20 protein-coding genes are annotated in these 18,189 nt (G+C 55.8%); 8 read left to right on the forward strand and 12 right to left on the reverse strand.

Translation table 11 applies throughout. The features are described from left to right. The first annotated feature begins 3 nt into the window (after positions 1-3). The 4 genes from pstB (at position 4) to ACR0I7_RS04545 (ending at position 3,590) form a co-directional block, all read left to right on the forward strand. On the forward strand, positions 4-801 hold the full coding sequence (pstB, locus tag ACR0I7_RS04530; protein WP_480508849.1) for a phosphate ABC transporter ATP-binding protein PstB: 798 nt from the start codon (positions 4-6) through the stop codon (positions 799-801). Positions 802-817: 16 nt separating this feature from the next. After that, positions 818-1,519 carry a phosphate signaling complex protein PhoU gene (gene phoU / locus ACR0I7_RS04535; RefSeq protein ID WP_480508851.1) on the forward strand — a complete coding sequence of 234 codons (702 nt, stop codon included), beginning with the start codon at positions 818-820 and terminating at the stop codon, positions 1,517-1,519. 11 nt (positions 1,520-1,530) lie between these two features. Then, on the forward strand, positions 1,531-2,220 hold the full coding sequence (gene phoB / locus ACR0I7_RS04540; RefSeq protein ID WP_480508853.1) for a phosphate regulon transcriptional regulator PhoB: 690 nt from the start codon (positions 1,531-1,533) through the stop codon (positions 2,218-2,220). 140 nt (positions 2,221-2,360) lie between these two features. Then, a complete protein-coding gene (locus ACR0I7_RS04545; RefSeq protein ID WP_480508854.1) occupies positions 2,361-3,590 on the forward strand; it encodes an acyl-CoA dehydrogenase in 1,230 nt (409 codons plus the stop codon). Positions 3,591-3,801: 211 nt separating this feature from the next. Here ACR0I7_RS04545 and ACR0I7_RS04550 read toward each other — a convergent pair whose 3' ends face one another. The 3 genes from ACR0I7_RS04550 to ACR0I7_RS04560 form a co-directional block, all read right to left on the reverse strand. Beyond that, positions 3,802-4,161, reverse strand: coding sequence for a pyridoxamine 5'-phosphate oxidase family protein (locus ACR0I7_RS04550; RefSeq protein ID WP_480508856.1), 360 nt, complete (start codon positions 4,159-4,161; stop codon positions 3,802-3,804). A gap of 676 nt (positions 4,162-4,837) precedes the next feature. Continuing rightward, positions 4,838-5,701, reverse strand: a complete 864-nt coding sequence (locus ACR0I7_RS04555) for an acyl-CoA thioesterase (protein ID WP_480508858.1) — start codon at positions 5,699-5,701, stop codon at positions 4,838-4,840. Positions 5,702-5,750: 49 nt separating this feature from the next. Further along, positions 5,751-6,968, reverse strand: coding sequence for a serine hydrolase domain-containing protein (locus ACR0I7_RS04560; protein ID WP_480509711.1), 1,218 nt, complete (start codon positions 6,966-6,968; stop codon positions 5,751-5,753). Positions 6,969-7,166: 198 nt separating this feature from the next. Between ACR0I7_RS04560 and ACR0I7_RS04565 the strand changes: the two genes are divergently transcribed. Then, a complete protein-coding gene (locus ACR0I7_RS04565) occupies positions 7,167-7,766 on the forward strand; it encodes a DsbA family protein (RefSeq protein WP_480508860.1) in 600 nt (199 codons plus the stop codon). Positions 7,767-7,770: 4 nt separating this feature from the next. On the opposite strand, the gene ACR0I7_RS04570 is transcribed toward ACR0I7_RS04565, so the two are convergent. The 3 genes from ACR0I7_RS04570 to ACR0I7_RS04580 are packed head-to-tail and all read right to left on the reverse strand — an operon-like array spanning position 7,771 to position 10,421. Further along, complete coding sequence (locus tag ACR0I7_RS04570) at positions 7,771-8,568, reverse strand: IclR family transcriptional regulator (RefSeq protein ID WP_480508862.1); 798 nt, start codon at positions 8,566-8,568, stop codon at positions 7,771-7,773. Between the two features lie 12 nt (positions 8,569-8,580). After that, positions 8,581-9,606: a phosphotransferase gene (locus ACR0I7_RS04575; RefSeq protein WP_480508864.1), complete on the reverse strand. Its 1,026-nt coding sequence runs from the start codon at positions 9,604-9,606 to the stop codon at positions 8,581-8,583. After that, on the reverse strand, positions 9,603-10,421 hold the full coding sequence (locus ACR0I7_RS04580) for an SDR family oxidoreductase (RefSeq protein ID WP_480508866.1): 819 nt from the start codon (positions 10,419-10,421) through the stop codon (positions 9,603-9,605). The genes ACR0I7_RS04575 and ACR0I7_RS04580 overlap by 4 nt, the downstream gene beginning before the upstream one ends. 467 nt (positions 10,422-10,888) lie before the next feature. Here ACR0I7_RS04580 and aroQ point away from each other — a divergent pair, with 467 nt between their 5' ends. Together aroQ and ACR0I7_RS04590 are read left to right on the forward strand one after the other, a co-directional pair. Then, positions 10,889-11,338, forward strand: coding sequence for a type II 3-dehydroquinate dehydratase (gene aroQ / locus ACR0I7_RS04585; protein WP_480508868.1), 450 nt, complete (start codon positions 10,889-10,891; stop codon positions 11,336-11,338). Then, positions 11,335-12,090: a helix-turn-helix transcriptional regulator gene (locus tag ACR0I7_RS04590; protein ID WP_480508870.1), complete on the forward strand. Its 756-nt coding sequence runs from the start codon at positions 11,335-11,337 to the stop codon at positions 12,088-12,090. Before aroQ ends, ACR0I7_RS04590 begins: the two co-directional genes overlap by 4 nt. Positions 12,091-12,488: 398 nt before the next feature. Here ACR0I7_RS04590 and tsf read toward each other — a convergent pair whose 3' ends face one another. From tsf to ACR0I7_RS04615, 5 genes are all read right to left on the reverse strand, one after another. Next, positions 12,489-13,364: a translation elongation factor Ts gene (tsf, locus tag ACR0I7_RS04595; protein ID WP_480508872.1), complete on the reverse strand. Its 876-nt coding sequence runs from the start codon at positions 13,362-13,364 to the stop codon at positions 12,489-12,491. A gap of 76 nt (positions 13,365-13,440) precedes the next feature. Further along, complete coding sequence (gene rpsB / locus ACR0I7_RS04600) at positions 13,441-14,232, reverse strand: 30S ribosomal protein S2 (protein WP_480508874.1); 792 nt, start codon at positions 14,230-14,232, stop codon at positions 13,441-13,443. Positions 14,233-14,400: 168 nt separating this feature from the next. Next, positions 14,401-15,255 carry a lyso-ornithine lipid O-acyltransferase gene (olsA, locus tag ACR0I7_RS04605; protein ID WP_480508876.1) on the reverse strand — a complete coding sequence of 285 codons (855 nt, stop codon included), beginning with the start codon at positions 15,253-15,255 and terminating at the stop codon, positions 14,401-14,403. Further along, on the reverse strand, positions 15,242-15,997 hold the full coding sequence (gene olsB, locus ACR0I7_RS04610; protein ID WP_480508878.1) for an L-ornithine N(alpha)-acyltransferase: 756 nt from the start codon (positions 15,995-15,997) through the stop codon (positions 15,242-15,244). Before olsB ends, olsA begins: the two co-directional genes overlap by 14 nt. Before the next feature lie 108 nt (positions 15,998-16,105). Then, the gene (locus ACR0I7_RS04615) at positions 16,106-16,288 is read right to left on the reverse strand and encodes a DUF3553 domain-containing protein (protein WP_480508880.1); all 183 of its coding nucleotides are present in this window, start codon (positions 16,286-16,288) and stop codon (positions 16,106-16,108) included. A gap of 42 nt (positions 16,289-16,330) precedes the next feature. On the opposite strand from ACR0I7_RS04615, the gene ACR0I7_RS04620 reads away from it, so the two are divergent. Beyond that, the gene (locus tag ACR0I7_RS04620; protein ID WP_480508882.1) at positions 16,331-16,927 is read left to right on the forward strand and encodes a histidine phosphotransferase family protein; all 597 of its coding nucleotides are present in this window, start codon (positions 16,331-16,333) and stop codon (positions 16,925-16,927) included. Here ACR0I7_RS04620 and ACR0I7_RS04625 read toward each other — a convergent pair. Next, positions 16,924-18,186: a glutamate-5-semialdehyde dehydrogenase gene (locus ACR0I7_RS04625; protein WP_480508884.1), complete on the reverse strand. Its 1,263-nt coding sequence runs from the start codon at positions 18,184-18,186 to the stop codon at positions 16,924-16,926. The genes ACR0I7_RS04620 and ACR0I7_RS04625 overlap by 4 nt on opposite strands. Between the last annotated feature and the right edge of the window lie 3 nt (positions 18,187-18,189).

Raw genomic sequence — 18,189 nt, forward strand, 5'->3', positions numbered from 1 at the left:
ACAATGAACGACATGTCACGAGTGGAGAAGACCGTGGACTCCAAAGCTATCAAGATCGCCGCGAACAACGTGCAGGTCCATTATGGCGATACACACGCCATCAAGGATGTGGATGTCGAGATCGAAGACAAGACCGTAACGGCCTTTATCGGCCCGTCGGGCTGCGGCAAGTCCACCTTTTTGCGCTGTCTGAACCGGATGAACGACACGATCGATATCTGCCGGGTGCAGGGTGATATTCTGCTGGACGGCGAAGACATCTATGACAAACGCGTCGACCCGGTGCAACTGCGCGCCAAGGTTGGCATGGTGTTCCAAAAGCCAAACCCCTTCCCAAAGTCGATTTATGACAACGTGGCCTACGGTCCGCGCATCCACGGCCTCGCCAAGAACAAGGCGGAGTTGGATGAAATCGTTGAGAAATCCCTGCGCCGCGGTGCGATCTGGGATGAAGTGAAGGACCGCCTGCACGCCCCCGGAACCGGTTTGTCGGGTGGCCAACAGCAGCGCCTTTGCATCGCTCGCGCGGTAGCGACCGAACCCGAGGTGCTACTGATGGACGAGCCGTGCTCGGCGCTGGACCCGATTGCAACCGCTCAGGTCGAAGAGCTGATCGATGATTTGCGCAAGCGTTACTCGGTGGTGATCGTGACCCACTCGATGCAGCAGGCCGCGCGGGTCAGCCAGAAGACGGCGTTCTTCCATCTGGGCAATCTGGTCGAATTTGGTGAAACCGGCCAGATCTTTACCAATCCCGAAGATCCCCGCACCGAAAGCTACATTACAGGCCGGATCGGCTGAGAACAGGTATTCAGACATGACCGAACAACATATCGCATCTGCCTTCGACCGGGATCTCGAAGCCATTCAGGCCCACATCATGAAGATGGGCGGTCTGGTCGAGGCGGCCATTATGGGGGCTGCCCGCTCGCTGGAGATGCGCGACGAAGAACTGGCGCAAGAAGTACGTCAGGGCGACAAGGCCATCGATGCCTTGGAAGAGCTTATTAACGAGGAAACCGCCCGTCTGATTGCACTCCGAGCACCGACCGCCAGCGACCTGCGTCTTGTCCTGACGGTTCTTAAAGTATCGGCCAACCTTGAGCGCATCGGCGACTACTCGAAGAACATCGCCAAGCGCACCACAGTGCTGGTCACCGCCGGCGAAATCAACGGGAGCGCCGCCGCCCTGCGCCGCATGGCGCGCGAGGTCGAGGTGATGCTGCGCGACGCGCTGGACGCCTATATCCAGCGTGACGCAGAGCTGGCCACCGATGTTATCGAGCGCGACGAAGAAGTGGATCAGATGTATAACGGCCTGTTCCGCGAATTCTTGACCTTCATGGCCGAGGATCCTCGCAACATCTCATCTTGTATGCACCTGCACTTCATCGCGAAGAACATCGAACGCATGGGGGACCATGTCACCGCAATCGCGGAGCAGGTGGTTTATCTGGTCACTGGTGAACGCCCGGCCGAGGCCCGGCCCAAAGCCGATATCACATCGCATACCGCCTAGGAGGCAAAGCAATGTCCGCTGATCAGCCGACGGTACTGGTTGTTGAGGATGAGTTGGCCCAACGCGAAGTACTGGCCTACAATCTGGAGGCAGAAGGTTTTCGAGTCTCCAAAGCCGCAAGCGGCGATGAAGCTATGCTGCTGGTGGACGAAGACAACCCGGACATCATCGTTCTCGACTGGATGATGCCCAACCTGAGCGGGATCGAAGTTTGCCGCCGACTAAAAACGCGCCCCGATACACGCTCGATCCCGATCATCATGCTTTCGGCGCGCAGCGAAGAGGTCGACAAGGTACGCGGACTTGAAACCGGTGCAGACGACTATGTTGTAAAACCGTATTCGGTAGTGGAACTGATGGCGCGTGTGCGTACGCAGCTGCGGCGCGTACGCCCCGCAACAGTTGGTATCCGACTTCAGTATGACGACATCATTCTGGATTCCGAGACCCACAAAGTTAGCCGAGATGACAAGCCGCTGAAGCTAGGGCCGACTGAATTCCGCCTGCTCAGTACCTTTATGGAAAAACCCGGTCGGGTCTGGAGCCGCGAGCAGTTGCTGGATCGTGTTTGGGGCCGGGACATCTATGTCGATACCCGTACAGTAGACGTTCACATTGGGCGCCTGCGCAAAGCGCTGACACAACACGGCGGCCAAGATCCGGTGCGTACTGTGCGAGGTGCGGGATATGCGCTGGGTTAGGTCTCATTTCGCCATGAGTTCGTCAGTGATCTGAGTCGCGTTTGCCTATGCGATTTACTCATAACAAGTTGCAAATCTCTTGCTGTTTTTTGCGGGTTCCAGAGGGTAGGGTGCGTTAAACTCACCACAGGAGCCCTGCAATGAACGCCCCGGAAACCAAACCCGTCCTTCGCGCAAAAGATGCTCCGGATTTGGGTAATTTTGCATGGGACGATCCGTTCCGACTGGCTGACCAGTTGAACGAAGATGAACGCCTGATCGCGGGCAGCGCGCGCGCCTATGCGCAGGAAAAACTGCAACCATGCATCACGCAAGCGTTTGAAAACGAAGAAACCGACCCCGATATCTTTCGCGAAATGGGCGAGATGGGCCTGCTGGGAACGACCATCCCCGAAACCTACGGGGGCGTCGGTGCAAGCTACGTCGCCTATGGTCTTGTCGCGCGCGAGATTGAACGGGTGGATTCCGGCTATCGCTCGATGATGTCAGTTCAAAGCTCTCTGGTGATGTATCCGATCTATGCTTACGGCACCGAAGAGCAACGCCAGAAATACCTGCCCAAACTTGCGAGCGGCGAATGGATTGGATGTTTTGGCCTGACCGAACCGGACGCAGGCTCGGACCCGGCAGGAATGAAAACGCGCGCTGAAAAGATCGACGGCGGTTACCGTCTGACGGGCAGCAAGATGTGGATTTCCAATTCCCCGATTGCGGATGTCTTTGTCATTTGGGCAAAGTCAGATGCACATGGCGGAAAAATACGGGGTTTTGTTCTGGACAAAGGTCTCAAAGGTCTCAGCGCCCCGAAAATCGAGAACAAACTCAGCTTGCGTGCCTCGATCACCGGAGAAATTGTGCTGGATGGAGTCGAGGTTGGCGAGGGGGCTTTGCTGCCTCACGTTCAGGGCCTGAAAGGACCATTTGGCTGCCTCAACCGTGCGCGTTATGGGATCAGTTGGGGCGTGATGGGGGCGGCGGAATGCTGTTGGCATGCCGCGCGGCAATATGGGCTTGACCGGAAACAATTCGACCGGCCGATCGCTCAGACGCAGCTCTTTCAGCGCAAGCTGGCCGACATGCAAACCGAAATCGCGCTGGGGCTGCAGGCCAGTCTTCGGGTCGGTCGACTGCTGGATCAAGCAGAAGCAGCACCTGAGATGATTTCTATCGTGAAACGGAACAACTGTGGCAAGGCGCTGGACATCGCACGCATGGCGCGGGACATGCATGGCGGCAACGGTATCTCATTGGAGTTTCACGTTGTTCGGCACATGATTAACCTTGAAACCGTCAACACCTATGAAGGAACCCACGACGTTCACGCGCTGATCCTAGGACGGGCGCAGACTGGTTTGCAGGCGTTTTACTGATCAATACTTGGAGCAAACTGCCTTGCTCGAACTCAGTTCGGGCCGAAGCGCTTGATGAGGAAGGCCCCACCAAGCGTCCCAGCAGATTTACCTGACAGCCTGCACAGCTATGGCGCTGAGCCTTCGAGAGCTTCTTTGATCTCCAGCTTGTTTTTCCATTCCGGGACAGGTTGATCCCTATCGGCCTTTGGGATGGGGCGCGATGGGCTAGTCAATTGCTCTCAGGAATATAGCGACCGCAGTTCAGATAAACATGCGTGGCCTTGACTACCATGATGCGCTTGGCCCCCGGAAAGCTGGATTTCTCCGGGTGATCGTCGTGGACCGTCGCTTTGCCATTAACCCGCACACGCAGATAACGGGCGCTGGATTCGGCATCAAACTTGGTGAACAGCAGCCCGACATTGGGGTTTTCGGTGATATTGCCGAGGGATTTGAACATGCTGCTACCGTCATAGTCCGAAAAAACCAGCGTATCCGGACCTGTGATCTTGACGAAACTGTCTGGCCCGCTCTTGAACGAACAATCGGTATTATCTTTGCCAGTCGGCAAGCACTGGTTATCAATCATCCAAAGCCAACATTTTAGAATGGCATCGAAGTGAGGGCAGGGTGGTTGGTGACACCGACTGCTTGATAACCTCGTTATAGAGCAAGTTTGACAGATGCCCCTTAGTTTGACACTCTCCAAACATTCGCAAAGGAGATAGTAACAATGGACCATCATATTTTCTGATCCGACCGCGCGCTGACCCGGATTGGCAGAATGCGCAATGAAACTCTCCTGCGGAGGACTCTGACAATGGACATTCGACGCTAGCCCCCAGAGGGCGTCCACGGTCGTGCATCTGCGCGACCTCTGTTTCCTTTTGTCATGAGGTGCATCATGCCCTTCAAATCACCAAAAACCGCCCACGGGCGGACCCTTCCTGCTGTGGAGGAAGCCCCGAAATCGACGAAATTAATGACCGTCAAAGCCAAACCGCCTCGCGACCTGCGTGTGAAGACGCCACCGCGTGCGGCCAAGCGACTCAATATACCCGGAAAGGCGGGTAGCCGCTAAAGACTGTTGCGGGGCGCGCTTTGCGTCCCGCACTCAACTCTGCGGATAACATGCCAACACATAGCTTTGTGGCTAGATGCGTCATTCGCATAATCGGTATTATGTAACATAAATATTGACATTTGGATGACACATGCCACTCATAGACAAAACAATAACATCATGTTGAAGACAAAATTTGAAGTCATCTGTGTGTGCGGCGCAGCAACCCTTCTTGAGCAACAGACGCCACCAGAAGACCATCTTGAGAATAAATCGAGCCTTTGTTGAAGCTGCGTCCGCGACCGGCCCAAGGCGATTCCATAGAGTACAAGTGCCAGTTTTGAAACTTCACCGGCGCATGAAACCACATCGCATGATCCAGACTGGCGCCATTGATCTCGCCCGTAAACCAGCTGAGGCCATGTGGCCGCATTCCCGAACTCAGCAAGCTCATGTCCGACGCGTATGCCAGCAAAAGATGCTGCGTGACTTGATCCGCCTGTTCTGCAGCCTGCATTCGGAACCACAAATAGTTTCGATCATCCGTTTTTTTGGGCTGAAACAGATCAAGCGGTTCAATCTCACGGACATCTATGGGACGCTCGCGTAGCAATTCGGCGCGAAGATGCTCTGGAACACGGGTCAGATACTTTTGCCGTAGCTCATCCCGAGACGCATGGTGTTCTGGCGCATCCACATCTGGCATGTCGTGCTGATGATCCCAGCCTTCATCCGCTATGTGAAACGAGGCAGACATATTCAGTATCTGTCGACCATGTTGAATCGCGACTACTCTACGCGTTGTGAAAGAACCTCCATCTCGCGCTCGATCAACCTGATAAATAACGGGAATATCCGGATCGCCCGGGCGAATAAAGTAAGCGTGCAGCGAATGGCACAGGCGATCATCAACAGTGCGGTATGCCGCCGCCAAGGCCTGCGCGATGACTTGGCCGCCAAATATCCGCGTTGGGGTTTCTCCTCCTGATCCGGTGCCACGAAACAGGTCAACTTCGAGCCGTTCAATGTTCAGAAGGTCCAGCAGAATGCGCTCGGCTTCGGTCATGTCCGTGTCTCCGTTTGGTCCTGAGCGACGCGTACCAGTCCCAGACCTGTCAATCAATCAATGACCCGAGGACAAGAGCCTTCAGCTCCGAACGCGACGGATACGAACTTGACGGAGACAACTGAGTAAAGAATACGGCGCTCAGCGCGTTCTGCCAGTCGATCCAAAAGAACGTCGATGCCATCCCTCCCCAGCTGAAATCACCGACCGCCCCGGGCGTTCGTGCGCGTGCCGGATCGAGAACAATGGCACCGCCCAAGCCAAAACCCATTCCATCCATGGGCTGTTCGGCGAAACTCTGCGGTCCCATAGATGCAATATCGCCGGGTAAGTGATTGCGCATCATGAACTCTACCGTTCTGGTGCCAAGCAATCTCGTGCCATCGTAAATGCCTTTGTTGCGCAGCATCTCGACGAATTTGACATAATCATCGATTGTCCCAACCAGACCTCCGCCGCCTGAATACGTCGTGGCAGCTTCGAACGGTGAATGGCCGGCCTGATCGACAAGCCGCAACGTCTCGCCGTCCGTTTTGGCCGCGTTCAGGGCCATGGCATCGCCTTCCAACGGGGTATAAAGCGACGCAAACCGGTCCCCTGCCCCGGATGGCACCGAAAACGCGGTGTCCTTCATACCTAATGGCGCAAATATGTGCTCAGCGAAGAACTGGTCCAAACTTTGTCCTGAAACGACCTCGATCACACGCCCGATCACATCGATACCCACGGAATACTCCCAGTGTGCGCCCGGATGGAAAGCTAACGGCAGTTCCCCCAGTTCCGCGACCTTGGCGGACAGAGCTCCCTGATCGGGCTTAAAGATCAACTCTCGCGCCTCCATCTCTTGCGGTAATACTCCGGGATTAAAGGGATAACTCAGACCGCTGGTGTGCGTCAGCAGCTGGTGTATGGTCGGCGTCGCAGACGGTTCGGTCTGATCGAGACGCTCAGCACCTGGGATCAGCGCCTGCATGTCTTTGAGTTCAGGGATAAAATCGGAAACAGGGGCATCCAGATGGAACAAACCACGCTCGATCAACATCATCGCGGCAACCGAAGTTATTGGCTTGGTCATCGAATATATCCGCGCAATCGTATCCCGTTTGAACGCAAGATCACGGCTGATGTCGCGTTGCCCGCAGGCGTGAAACAACACTTCGCTTCCGTTACGAAGCAACCGAAATGAGCTGCCCGCATATTTGCGCTGATCAACGTAGCGCTGCATCCAATCGCAGATACGGTCCAACCGACCGGTGTCAAAGCACATAGTCATTGCCTATTCCAGTTCGCCAACAGCACTGAGTGTGATCATGCAATCTGACGGGTGCAAACAACAGGCCCAATTTCTGCGTGTATCCAACACGCTATTCTATTCGTGTCCTTGCGACGCGCGATTGCTAAGCTGAAACCCTCGCAGAATCATGTCTGCCGGGCCCCTACCCGCGCAACACGAATGGAGCACAACATGACGAAACATTTTGATTTTATATATGATTTTTGCAGTCCAAATGCTTATCTTGCGCATAAGGTTCTGCCAGATTTGCAGAACCGCACCTCTGCAACGGTTGTGAATGTTCCGGTTCTTCTGAGTACTGTGTTTAAGGCGACGAACAATCAAAACCCATTTCAGGCATTCGCTGAAAGCCGGCAGAAGTCTTCCTATCTCACGCATGACCTGCACCGTTTTGCGCGGCGGCGTGGTTTGAGTTTCCACATGAGCCCACACTATCCCCTCAACACTAAATTCGCGATGAGAGGGGCAGTCTACGCGATGGGTAAACCATGGGAAAACAAATATATAGACGCGATATTTGATGCAATTTGGATACATGGGCAAAAGATTGACGACTTGAACGTTCTGACCGACGTACTTCACGAAAACGGGCTGCCCATACGAAAGATTCGCGAGGCGATTTCAAACGTGGAGATCAAGCAGAAGCTCAAAGATCAAACCAAAGCCGCCGTAAGGCGCGGTGTTTTTGGTGTGCCCAGCATGTTCGTGGGGACCGAGATGTTCTTTGGCAAAAACAGCCTTGGAAATCTCGAGCTGGAGCTGAACAGATGAGTGTTCAGGGGCGCATCCCAAGCCGTTTTGAAGCGGCGATCAGCTTGTTCGCATGATCTGCTTCCAGCTCTTCTGGCGAGACATAAAAGCTCGGCCCACCGATATTCAGGCCAAAGAGACGCCCATCTTCCTGTGAAAACACCGGCGCTGCAATGGCGTGTACATCATCCCGCCACAGCGCATACCCGGTGCAATACCCCTTGTTCTGATATTCGTCCTGCGCGGCCTGTATTGCATCGCGCAATGGCTGCTCGCGCAGCCCGAGGTCATTCATGGCGGTTTCTATCGCAGCCTCGTGCTCTTCTGCCGACATGCCCGCGAAAATTGCGCGTCCCATTGCAGATGAAAACAGCGGCAGTCGCGACCCAACATGCATGGTCAGCGCGACGTTCTCGGTCGATCTGTTTACAGCGACATAGATAACCTCAGCCCGGTGCGCCTCGCCCAATGCCGCAGTCAGATAGGGGTTCGCGCCCGCGCGCAGATCGCGCAGCACATCGGTCGCGCGTTCGCAAATATCCATCCCGCCCAAAACGCTGAACCCCAGCCGCAACACTCCGGCGCTCAGCCGGTATGCGCCGCCGGGGTGATCCTGTACCAGATATCCCAGCTGACACAGAGTATGCGTCAGACGTGATATGGTGGGCTTAGGCAAGCTTGTACGTTGGGCAAAGTCCGTATTGGTCAGCGCAACCTCGCCATGGCGGAAGCAACGCAGAAGCTGCAGGCCCCGCGCCAAAGAAGTGACAAAATTTCTGTCTTTTTCCCCTTGCCCCATATCTGCGAGAGTTCCCTCGGTCATACCACTATCCGTTCACTTCAGCGCAGCCAGCCCGTGCTGCGCCAGAATCGCCACATATCCACCCAGAGCTCGTGCCTGCTCCGGGTCTGACGCGTTGCCATCCAGCGCGCGTTTGTAGACGCCCTGCAATATGCTTGCCATGCGAAAGAAATTGAAGGCGAGGTAAAAGCCGAAATTCTTGATCTCTGACACGCCACGCCGCTGGCAATAACCTTCGACAAAGGCTTGATCTGAAGGCAGACCCAAACTGGTACGCTCCAGACCAGCTAGTCCTCTGCCATCTTTCCCCGGTGGCAGCTGCCACTGCATGATCACCGCCGCCAGATCGGCATAGGGATGTCCAATCGTCGACAACTCCCAATCAAGTACACCGATGCACCGGCTGCCGTCGGGCTCAAACATCAGATTGTCGATCCGATAATCCCCATGAACAAGCGTGCGCTGCCCATCATCGGGCGGGATTGACGTCGCCAAACGTGTCATCAGGGCGTTCATATCCGAAATAATGCCGGTTTCTGACGCTTGGTATTGTTTGGTCCAACGCGCGATCTGGCGCTCGAAATAGTTCCCGGTCGGTCCATAATCAGACAGGCCTGCCGCTTCGATGTCAACAGAATGAAGCTCAGCCAGAACCCGGTTCATTTCTTCCATAACCGCCGCTCGGGCGCTGTTGGCTTCCCCCTCCATTGTCGGCTCAAGAAAGACCCGGCCCTGCAAATGCTGCATAACGTAAAAAGTCGAACCGATAACGCGGTCATCTTCGCAGAGCAGGTACATTTCCGGCACCGGAACGTTGCTGTTGGCCAGCGCTGTTTGCACCTGATATTCCCGCTCTACCGCATGTGCGGATTTCAGCAGTTGCCCCGGCGGCTTGCGGCGCAAAACATAGCTCTTTTTCGGTGTCTGCAGCCTGAAGGTCGGGTTGGACTGGCCCACGGGGAATTTTTCGGCCACGACGGGACCATGATAGCCCTTCAAATGCGCGCTCAGATAAGCGTCCACGGCGTCGACGTCCAGGTTATGATCTTGGCCCGTCATGTTGCTTCGGCAAAAATATTGCCGCCCGTCTGAACGTTTATTCCACCGGAAACCGGAATGACCGCGCCGGTTACATAGCTTCCGCCCTGCCCGCACAGAAACAGCATGCAGCCCGCTATATCCTCTTCGCGCCCAACCCGGCCAAGCGGTACAGCATTGCCTACCTTCGCGCGGGTTTCCTCATTGCCGGTTGCAAAAGCAGTCATCCGAGAGACAAACGGTCCGGGAGCAAGCGCATTGACCGTTATCCTGCGCGGCGCCAACTCTTTGGCCAGCACCCGCGACAGGTGAATGACTGCAGCCTTTGACGCAGAATAGCTGTAGGCCCCGTCCCCCATCGGCACTTCCCCCATGACCGAGGCAACATTGACCACCCGCGCCGGATCTTCGTCAGAGGCTGACCTTGTCAGCAACGGAAGTAGCTTTTGGGTCAGATCAAAAATACCTGCAACATTCACTGACATCACCTTTTCCCAGGCATCATAAGGAAACTCTCCTATCGGTGCGCCCCACGTGACACCAGCATTATTCATCAAGATATCCAGGCGCCCGGCCCGCTTTTCGACTTCGGCGACCAAAGCGTCTATGCCGTTCTCGCTGCTGATATCGCCCGCAAAACCCTCAGCATGTCCCTCAGTGCCCAATGCGTTAAGTTCTTCTGCAGACGCATTGCAGGCATCCCCCTTGCGCGAGGCGATGAGAACATTTGCGCCAGCCTGAACCAATGCAGAGGCCGCCATATAGCCGATGCCAGTCGCGCCTCCCGTAACCAGAGCCGTTTTGCCCTCGAGTGAGAATAGAGCTTCTGGGGTCATTCCGCGTCCTCTCCAAGCTAATACGAGGGCGTTTGAAACCATCGTTCGCGTGGCTCAATTTTGCTTTGCAAAATTGAATTTCGCAACGGTCTTGATCACAACTGAAAGGGACAGTCTTGCGGCGCGTTGGTGAAAGGTTTGAAGTCGTCACAGACGACAAAGTCTTGGCAGGCAATTCTTGCTAAAGGAAGCGGCCTAATCTCTATTGCAGCAAGCATGACGACCACGGCGCGAACCGCGCCCGGCTTAGGTTCGACAAAACCTAAGCCCTACGCTCGTCGAAGGGACTGACAAGCGCAATGTTCACGGTCTGGTTGTTATTCTGCTTACTGATCAGTAGACAAGACCTTGAATGCTCAGTCTGCCAGCAAAGGACAGTTCAGTCCACGCTCGCCTCATAAGAGCAATGATCAGTAGACAGCGCCACCTTTTCGCGTTTATGAAAAAGCGGTGGGGATAGTGAAGCAATGCAAAATATTCTGGTTCTAAACGGCCCGAATCTCAATCTGCTTGGTACGAGGCAACCTGAGGTTTATGGCACAACGACTCTTGAGACGATTGCAGATTTGTGCTTGTCGCATGGGCAATCGATAGGTCAGGCAGTTAGTCATTTTCAGTCTAATCACGAAGGCGAACTGATTGACGCTATTCATGGGGCCCGCGGTGTTCAGCATGGCATCGTCCTAAACGCAGGCGCATTTACGCATACCTCTGTTGCGCTGATGGATGCCATTGCATCGGTTGAACTGCCAGCCGTCGAGGTTCATCTCTCGAATATTCATGCTCGCGAAGCTTTTCGCCACAAATCTTATATTGCTCCGGTTGCAATCGGACAGATTTGCGGGTTCGGCGCAAAGGGGTACGTCTTGGCCCTCGATGCTCTGGCGTCTCATCTGAGAGGCGGGGGTAACGGATGAACGTGAAAGACTATCTCAACTTCGTAAGCTACTCAAAATCTCTGGAGGAGCTTTGGGATGCGCATTGTCGCCAAATGTCTGAATATGGTTTTGAGCGATTGTTGTATGGCTACACGCAATATCGCACAGAGACTTCTTTAGGTGATCCTGAGGACTTTGTTATCCTCACCAATCACTGCAAAGCCTACTTGGACGGCTTCCTCAAGTCCGGCCTGTATTTTAATGCCCCGATGCTAAAATGGGCTCTGAAGCATGAAGGCGCGGCCAGCTGGAAGCTTATTAATGACAAGATGTCCAGCGGCAAGATGACACCAGAAGAACAGAAGGTTTTCGATTTCAACAAAGCCCGCGGTATTACAGTGGGTTACACGATCAGCTTCAACTCAGTATCCGCACGATCGAAAGGCGCCATTTCGTTGTCCGCCATAAATGGTCGCACGCAGGAAGAAATGGACTCGATTTGGGAAGAGCATGGCGACGATATCCTGCTTATGAACAACGTCGCACATCTTAAAATTCTGACATTGCCATACAACGCTCCAAACCGAGCTTTGACTAAACGGCAGCGTGAGGCATTGGAATGGGTCGGCGATGGAAAAACAACACAAGATATCGCACTGCTGATGGGGTTGACTTCAGCCACAGTCGAGAAGCACCTTCGCCTGGCGCGTGAGGCCCTATCGGTCGAAACAACAGCGCAGGCAGTGCTCAAGGCGTCGTTGCAGAACCAGATGTTTGTCATGGAAGCCTAGGACCTGAATTTGACGCTGATTAGCATCGATTGACCCTAGGTAAGGAAAACATGACTTTTCGAATTACCCCTAAAATTGCAAAGTGGTGTTGTTCCGTGAGTGGTGGCTTTAGCCAGGGAACATTTGACCAGATCTTTGCAATAACAAAGCTCTCTGGTCGGTCTGACTAAGGGGCGCCTATTCGTCCGCGTACCTGTGTCGGAATTTTTGGGGGGCCTCGACCATCCCCATCATGCGGGGCCCCTCAATCTAACACTTCGACAATATGAACAACGGGCGCTTTTGGGCGCCTTTTTTGTTGCTCGTCCAACATGTGATGCAGTTGCATAGGCCACAAAAAACCGGCCACGCAATGCGCAGCCGGTTCGCTGAGACATGTCTCCGAAAATTCGGAAAGCTTAGCCCTGAGCAGCCTTGGCAACTTCGGCTGCAAAGTCTTCTTTCTCGACCACGATGCCTTCGCCAACTTCCAGACGGATGAAACCAGTGATGGTTGCGCCGGCTTCTTTGGCCGCTGCTTCAACGGTCAGGTCAGGGTTCACAACGAATTGCTGGTTCAGCAAGGTCGATTCGGCGACGAACTTCTTCATGCGGCCCATGATCATCTTTTCGATCACCTGCTCGGGCTTGCCGGATTCGCGCGCGATATCCATCTGAACCTGCTTCTCTTTTTCGACGATCGCAGGGTCCATATCTGCCTCGGACAGAGCCGCAGGGTTCACAGCGGCGATGTGCATTGCAACCTGCTTGCCAATCGCTTCGTCGCCACCGGACAGAGCAACCAGAACGCCGATTTTGCCCATGCCGTTGGTGGCTGCGTTGTGAACATAGGACACAACGGTGTCGCCCGACAGTTTGGCCATGCGGCGGACCGACATGTTCTCGCCGATGGTGGCGATCTTGTCGGTCAGGGTGTCGGCCACGTTCTTACCGCCCAGATCAGCTGCCAGCAGCGCCTCGACATTGTCGACGCCTTCAGCCGCGTAAGCGATCTTGCCGACCATTTCCTGGAACTCGGCGTTTTTCGCAACAAAGTCAGTTTCCGAGTTCACCTCAACAGCAACACCGCTACCGCCGTTGACGTGAACAGCAACCAGACCTTCGGCCGCGGTACGGCCAGATTTCTTGGCCGCTTTGGCCAGACCTTTGGTGCGCAGCCAGTCGACGGCTTCGTCCATGTTGCCACCGGTTTCGGTCAGCGCTTTTTTTGCGTCCATCATGCCTGCGCCGGTAGAGTCGCGCAGTTCTTTCACCATTGCTGCTGTGATTGCCATCTTTTGGCTCTCCTCAATTCAAACGGAATTGGGGCAGGTCTACCCTGCCCCACATGTCATTTACGTGACGGGCAGCTTACGCTTCGGCAGGTGTTTCTGCTTCGGCGGGCGTTTCATCTGCAACGGCTTCTTCAACCGGAGCTTCTTCGAACGCGCCCAGGTCAACGCCTGCTGCGCCCATCTGAGCGGTCATGCCGTCCAGAGCGGCACGTGCGGCCAGATCGCAGTACAGCGCGATGGCGCGGGCTGCGTCGTCGTTGCCGGGGATGATGTAATCCACACCATCGGGCGAGCAGTTGGTGTCGACAACAGCCACAACCGGGATACCCAGCTTGTTGGCTTCAGCGATGGCCAATGCTTCTTTTTTGACGTCGATGACGAACAGCAGGTCAGGAACGCCGCCCATTTCGCGGATACCGCCCAGCGACGCCTGCAGCTTGGCCTGGTCACGCTCCATGCCCAGACGCTCTTTCTTGGTCAGGCCTTCGGCGCCCGATTCCATGGCTTCGTCAATCTGGTTCAGACGGTTGATCGACTGGGAAACGGTTTTCCAGTTGGTCAGCGTGCCGCCCAGCCAGCGGTGGTTCATGTAGTACTGAGCCGATTTTTCAGCCGCTTCAGCGATCGGGCCAGCGGCCTGACGCTTGGTACCAACGAACAGAACGCGGCCACCTTTTGCAACGGTGTCACGAACGGCCTGCAGAGCCTGGTCCAGCATCGGAACGGTCTGGGTCAGGTCCATGATGTGGATGCCATTGCGCGAGCCGTAGATGAACGGGCCCATGCGGGGATTCCAACGCTGTGTCTGGTGACCAAAGTGAACGCCAGCTTCCAGCAGCTGACGCATGGAGAACTCGGGAAGAGCCATGCTATGTTTTCCTTTTCCGGTTTACGCCTTGGCGGGGGTGAAAGAAGCGGATGCTCCAACCGGCGGTCCTGATGAGGATGTCTCCCTCAAAAAGCCCAAACCCCGCCTGCGGGTTTGAATGGCGCGCGTATACGGCAGGTTTCACAGCAGTGCAAGGGTCAAATGCCCCTATTTTTCAAGCCGCGCTAGCGCATGCGCGTGACGTACAGACGCCTCGCAATGCGCCGCCAGCGCTTTGCGATCTTCAAAGTCGCTGACCTTGGCCGGCGCGTGATAGATCAGTTCGACCCATCCCTGTCTGCGCGCACCCAACGTCTTGAGCAGATGGGGGCCAAAATCCATATCACCCCACCAGCCATAAAACCTGTCGGGCTGGCCAACCGGGGCATGAAAGACCACGGATACCGGCTGTACATACATGAAATTACGCAGTTCCTTTGCGAAGAACGCTGCAAAGAGTGTTGTTTTAAAAGGCAAAACCCGAAGGCCATCGGTTGATGTCCCCTCGGGAAAAAACAAAAGCTTGTGCCCTGCACCAAGACGTTCCTGAAAAATCTGCGTCTGCTCGCGCGCCTTTTTTCGGTCGCGTTCAATAAAAACCGTACCTGTTGCCCGCGCCAGCCATCCGATACCGGGCCATTTCGCAACCTCAGCCTTTGAGACAAAATAGACACGCTTGCGCGCATTCAGAGCAAAGATATCCAGCCACGAGGTATGGTTAGCAACAACAGCCCCGCGCTGGTGCATCAGATCACCTGATACTCGAAACCCGATGCCCAGAACCCTCAGCGCGGTGCGACACACAAACTGAGTGATAAAGGGCGTCACAGGTCTATGCACACCAAACAGGGGCAGTTCGATCAGCCGCACCATCAACAGCGCAGCCAAACCGCCAAATACAAGCAGCGCAAGCGGCAGACCTCGTATCACCACAAGTATCCAGCCCAGCAGACCCAGATCCACCGGATCGGGCGCGTCTTCGCTGGTCCAAAGCGGCTCGTTCACCGGATCAGGCTCCGCCATAGATGCGTTTCTGACGCTCGTTCATGCGCTGTGTGTCCAGGATCAGGCAAACGTCGGTTGTGTTAAAGGCGTGGTCGATGAACGCCCCCTCGCCCACGAATCCTCCGAGACGCAGATACGCCTTGATCAGGGCCGGCACCTGAACCATCGCAGCACGGCGATCCAGAGCATCTGGTGCGATCAGGTTCATGCTCTGAAACACATCAGGTTGCGCCCGCACCCGCAGGTCCGGCGGAGCCAGATGATTGTGATGCAGCATCGACAACGGCTGGGCCAATGCCTGGACGTCCGTTCCGTGAAAACTGGCCACACCAAACAGAACCTCAATCTCGCGTTCAGCGACATAGGCCGCCAACCCGTTCCAAAGGTGATACATTGCCGTTCCCCCCCGATAATCGGGATGCAGACAGGAGCGACCAAGTTCCAACAGTTTGCGCCCGCTCTGCTTCAGAACGGTCAGGTCATACTCGTCTTCGGAATAGAACTGACCCAACTCTGCAGCCCGTTCACCGGGCAAAAGCCGATACACACCAATGACTTCGCCGGTTGCATCATCATAGGCCAGCATGTGATCGAAATACGGATCGAACCTGTCCTGCTCAAGCCCCGCGGCGTGATCCACCATATCGCCGCCGCCGCCCAGTTCGCGCACAAAGACGTCATATCGCAGGCGCTGCGCCGCGCGCAGCTCATCCGGGGTTTCAGCGAGGCGAATGGTAAACGAAGGGCCAGCGTCCGGCATGTCGGTGATATTGATCCATGAAACGTGTACTGGCAGTTACCGTAGTTCCCACGGCAAAGGCAACACGATGGCAATTGGCAGCGCCTGTTAACCTTTCCTAAACCAGTTTCACGGATCAAAGACCGGCATCAGGGCAATGCGTGTCCCGTCGATCACCACTTTCCCCTGCTCACGAAAGTTAACGGTGATCTTACCTGCGATGTTGGACTGTACCTGTCCGACGCCCCATTCGGGGAAATCGGAGTGGCGGACATACATGCCCGGTGCAAGAATAGCATTAAGGTCTGTCATGCAAGGGCTCCGGTCCGTCGGCAGATACAGCAGGAGGTACGCATGGGCGACTCGGACGTCAACCTGGCCGAACTGATCGGTTCGCGAATATGTCACGACCTGATCAGCCCGATCGGGGCAATTACCAACGGTCTGGAGCTGTTGGACATGGTTGGCGCGGTACAAGGCCCCGAGATGGAATTGATCTCAGGCAGCGTTGGCAGCGCTGGTGCGCGCATCCGGTTTTTTCGCGTGGCCTTTGGATCGGCCAGCGATCAGCCACTGGGCCGTGCCGAGATTACCGACCTGCTGGAAGATGTTGAACACGCAGGCCGCGTGCGCGTGCGTTGGGCGCTGACCGAAGCGGTTCCGCGCAATCAGGTCAAACTCGCCTTTCTGGCGGTCATGTGCTGCGAAAGCGCAATGCCGATGGGGGGCGAGGTCGAAATCTCGGTGCAGGACGGCCTGTGGAACGTTGTTGGGACTGCGGACCGGCTGAACGTGAATGCCGATCTTTGGAAGAATATCTCAACCGGGCGTTTTCCCACCAAGGTCACGCCCGCACAGGTGCAGTTTGCATTGCTGCACGACACCGCATCCAAGGTCGGGCGCCGGGTTGCCGTTGAAATAACATCAACCCAGGTGGCCCTCAGATACTAGGCGCGGGCTGTTCCGTTTCCGCGTACCAGATATTTGAAACTGGTCAGTTGCGCAGCACCAACCGGGCCACGTGCATGCATCTTGCCCGTGGCAATACCGATTTCTGCCCCCATCCCGAACTCACCGCCATCGGCAAACTGGGTTGAGGCATTGTGCATCAAAATGGCGCTGTCGAGCCGCTCAAAGAAACGCTCGGCCGCTGCGGCGTCTTCGGTCATGATGCAATCTGTGTGGTTCGAACCGTACTGACGGATATGCGCAATGGCCGCGTCGATATCTGCAACGGGTTTTGCGGCAATGATGCTGTCCAGAAACTCCTTACCCCAATCCTCGGGCGACGCAGGCAAGACACCTTCGCGCGCCAGAACGCCTTCGGCATGCACTTCCACGCCTGCGGCCTGCAGGGCGGCAATGACATCGCGGCCCAACGTCTCTGCAATGTCCTGATGCACCAACAAACACTCGGCAGCGCCACAAATGCCCGTCCGGCGGGTTTTGGCATTCAGCACCACATCCAGCGTTTTTTGCGGGTCAGCCGCCTTGTCGACATAGATGTGAACGATCCCTTCGAGATGGGCGAAAACGGGCACGCGCGCCTCTCGCTGGACCAGCCCGACCAGACCCTTACCGCCGCGCGGCACGATCACGTCGACATAGTCGGTCATGGTCAGCAGTTCCTGCACCGCCGCCCGGTCCCGCGTCGGGATCAATTGCACCGCATCTTCGGGCAGGTTCGCAGCTCTCAGGCCTTCGACCAAACAGGCATGAATCGCGGTTGAGGAATGAAAGCTCTCGGACCCGCCGCGCAGAATGACTGCGTTTCCGGATTTCAGGCACAAGGCCCCGGCATCTGCGGTCACATTCGGACGGCTTTCATAGATGACGCCAATCACGCCCAAAGGTGTGCGGACCCGCTGGATGTTCAGGCCGGTCGGCATCTCCCATTCGGCCAAAACCTCTCCGACCGGGTCCGTCTGGTCCGCAACGGCGCGCAAGCCATCAACCATCCCCTGGATGCGATCCTCGTCGAGCATCAGCCGGTCCATCATCGCGGGGCTCAGGCCCTTTTCGCGGCCGAATTCGAGGTCTTTCTTATTCGCCTCAATGATTTGCGCGCGGTTGTTCCACACAGCTTCGGCCGCAGCGATCAGCGCGGCGTGCTTACGTTCGGCGCTTGCAAAAGCCAGTTCGCGCGATGCGGTTTTGGCGCGCTGCCCAAGATCGGCCATCAGGGCGGGGATATTGTCCAGATCTTTCATGTC

Source organism: Ruegeria sp. AM1, from assembly GCF_056540745.1.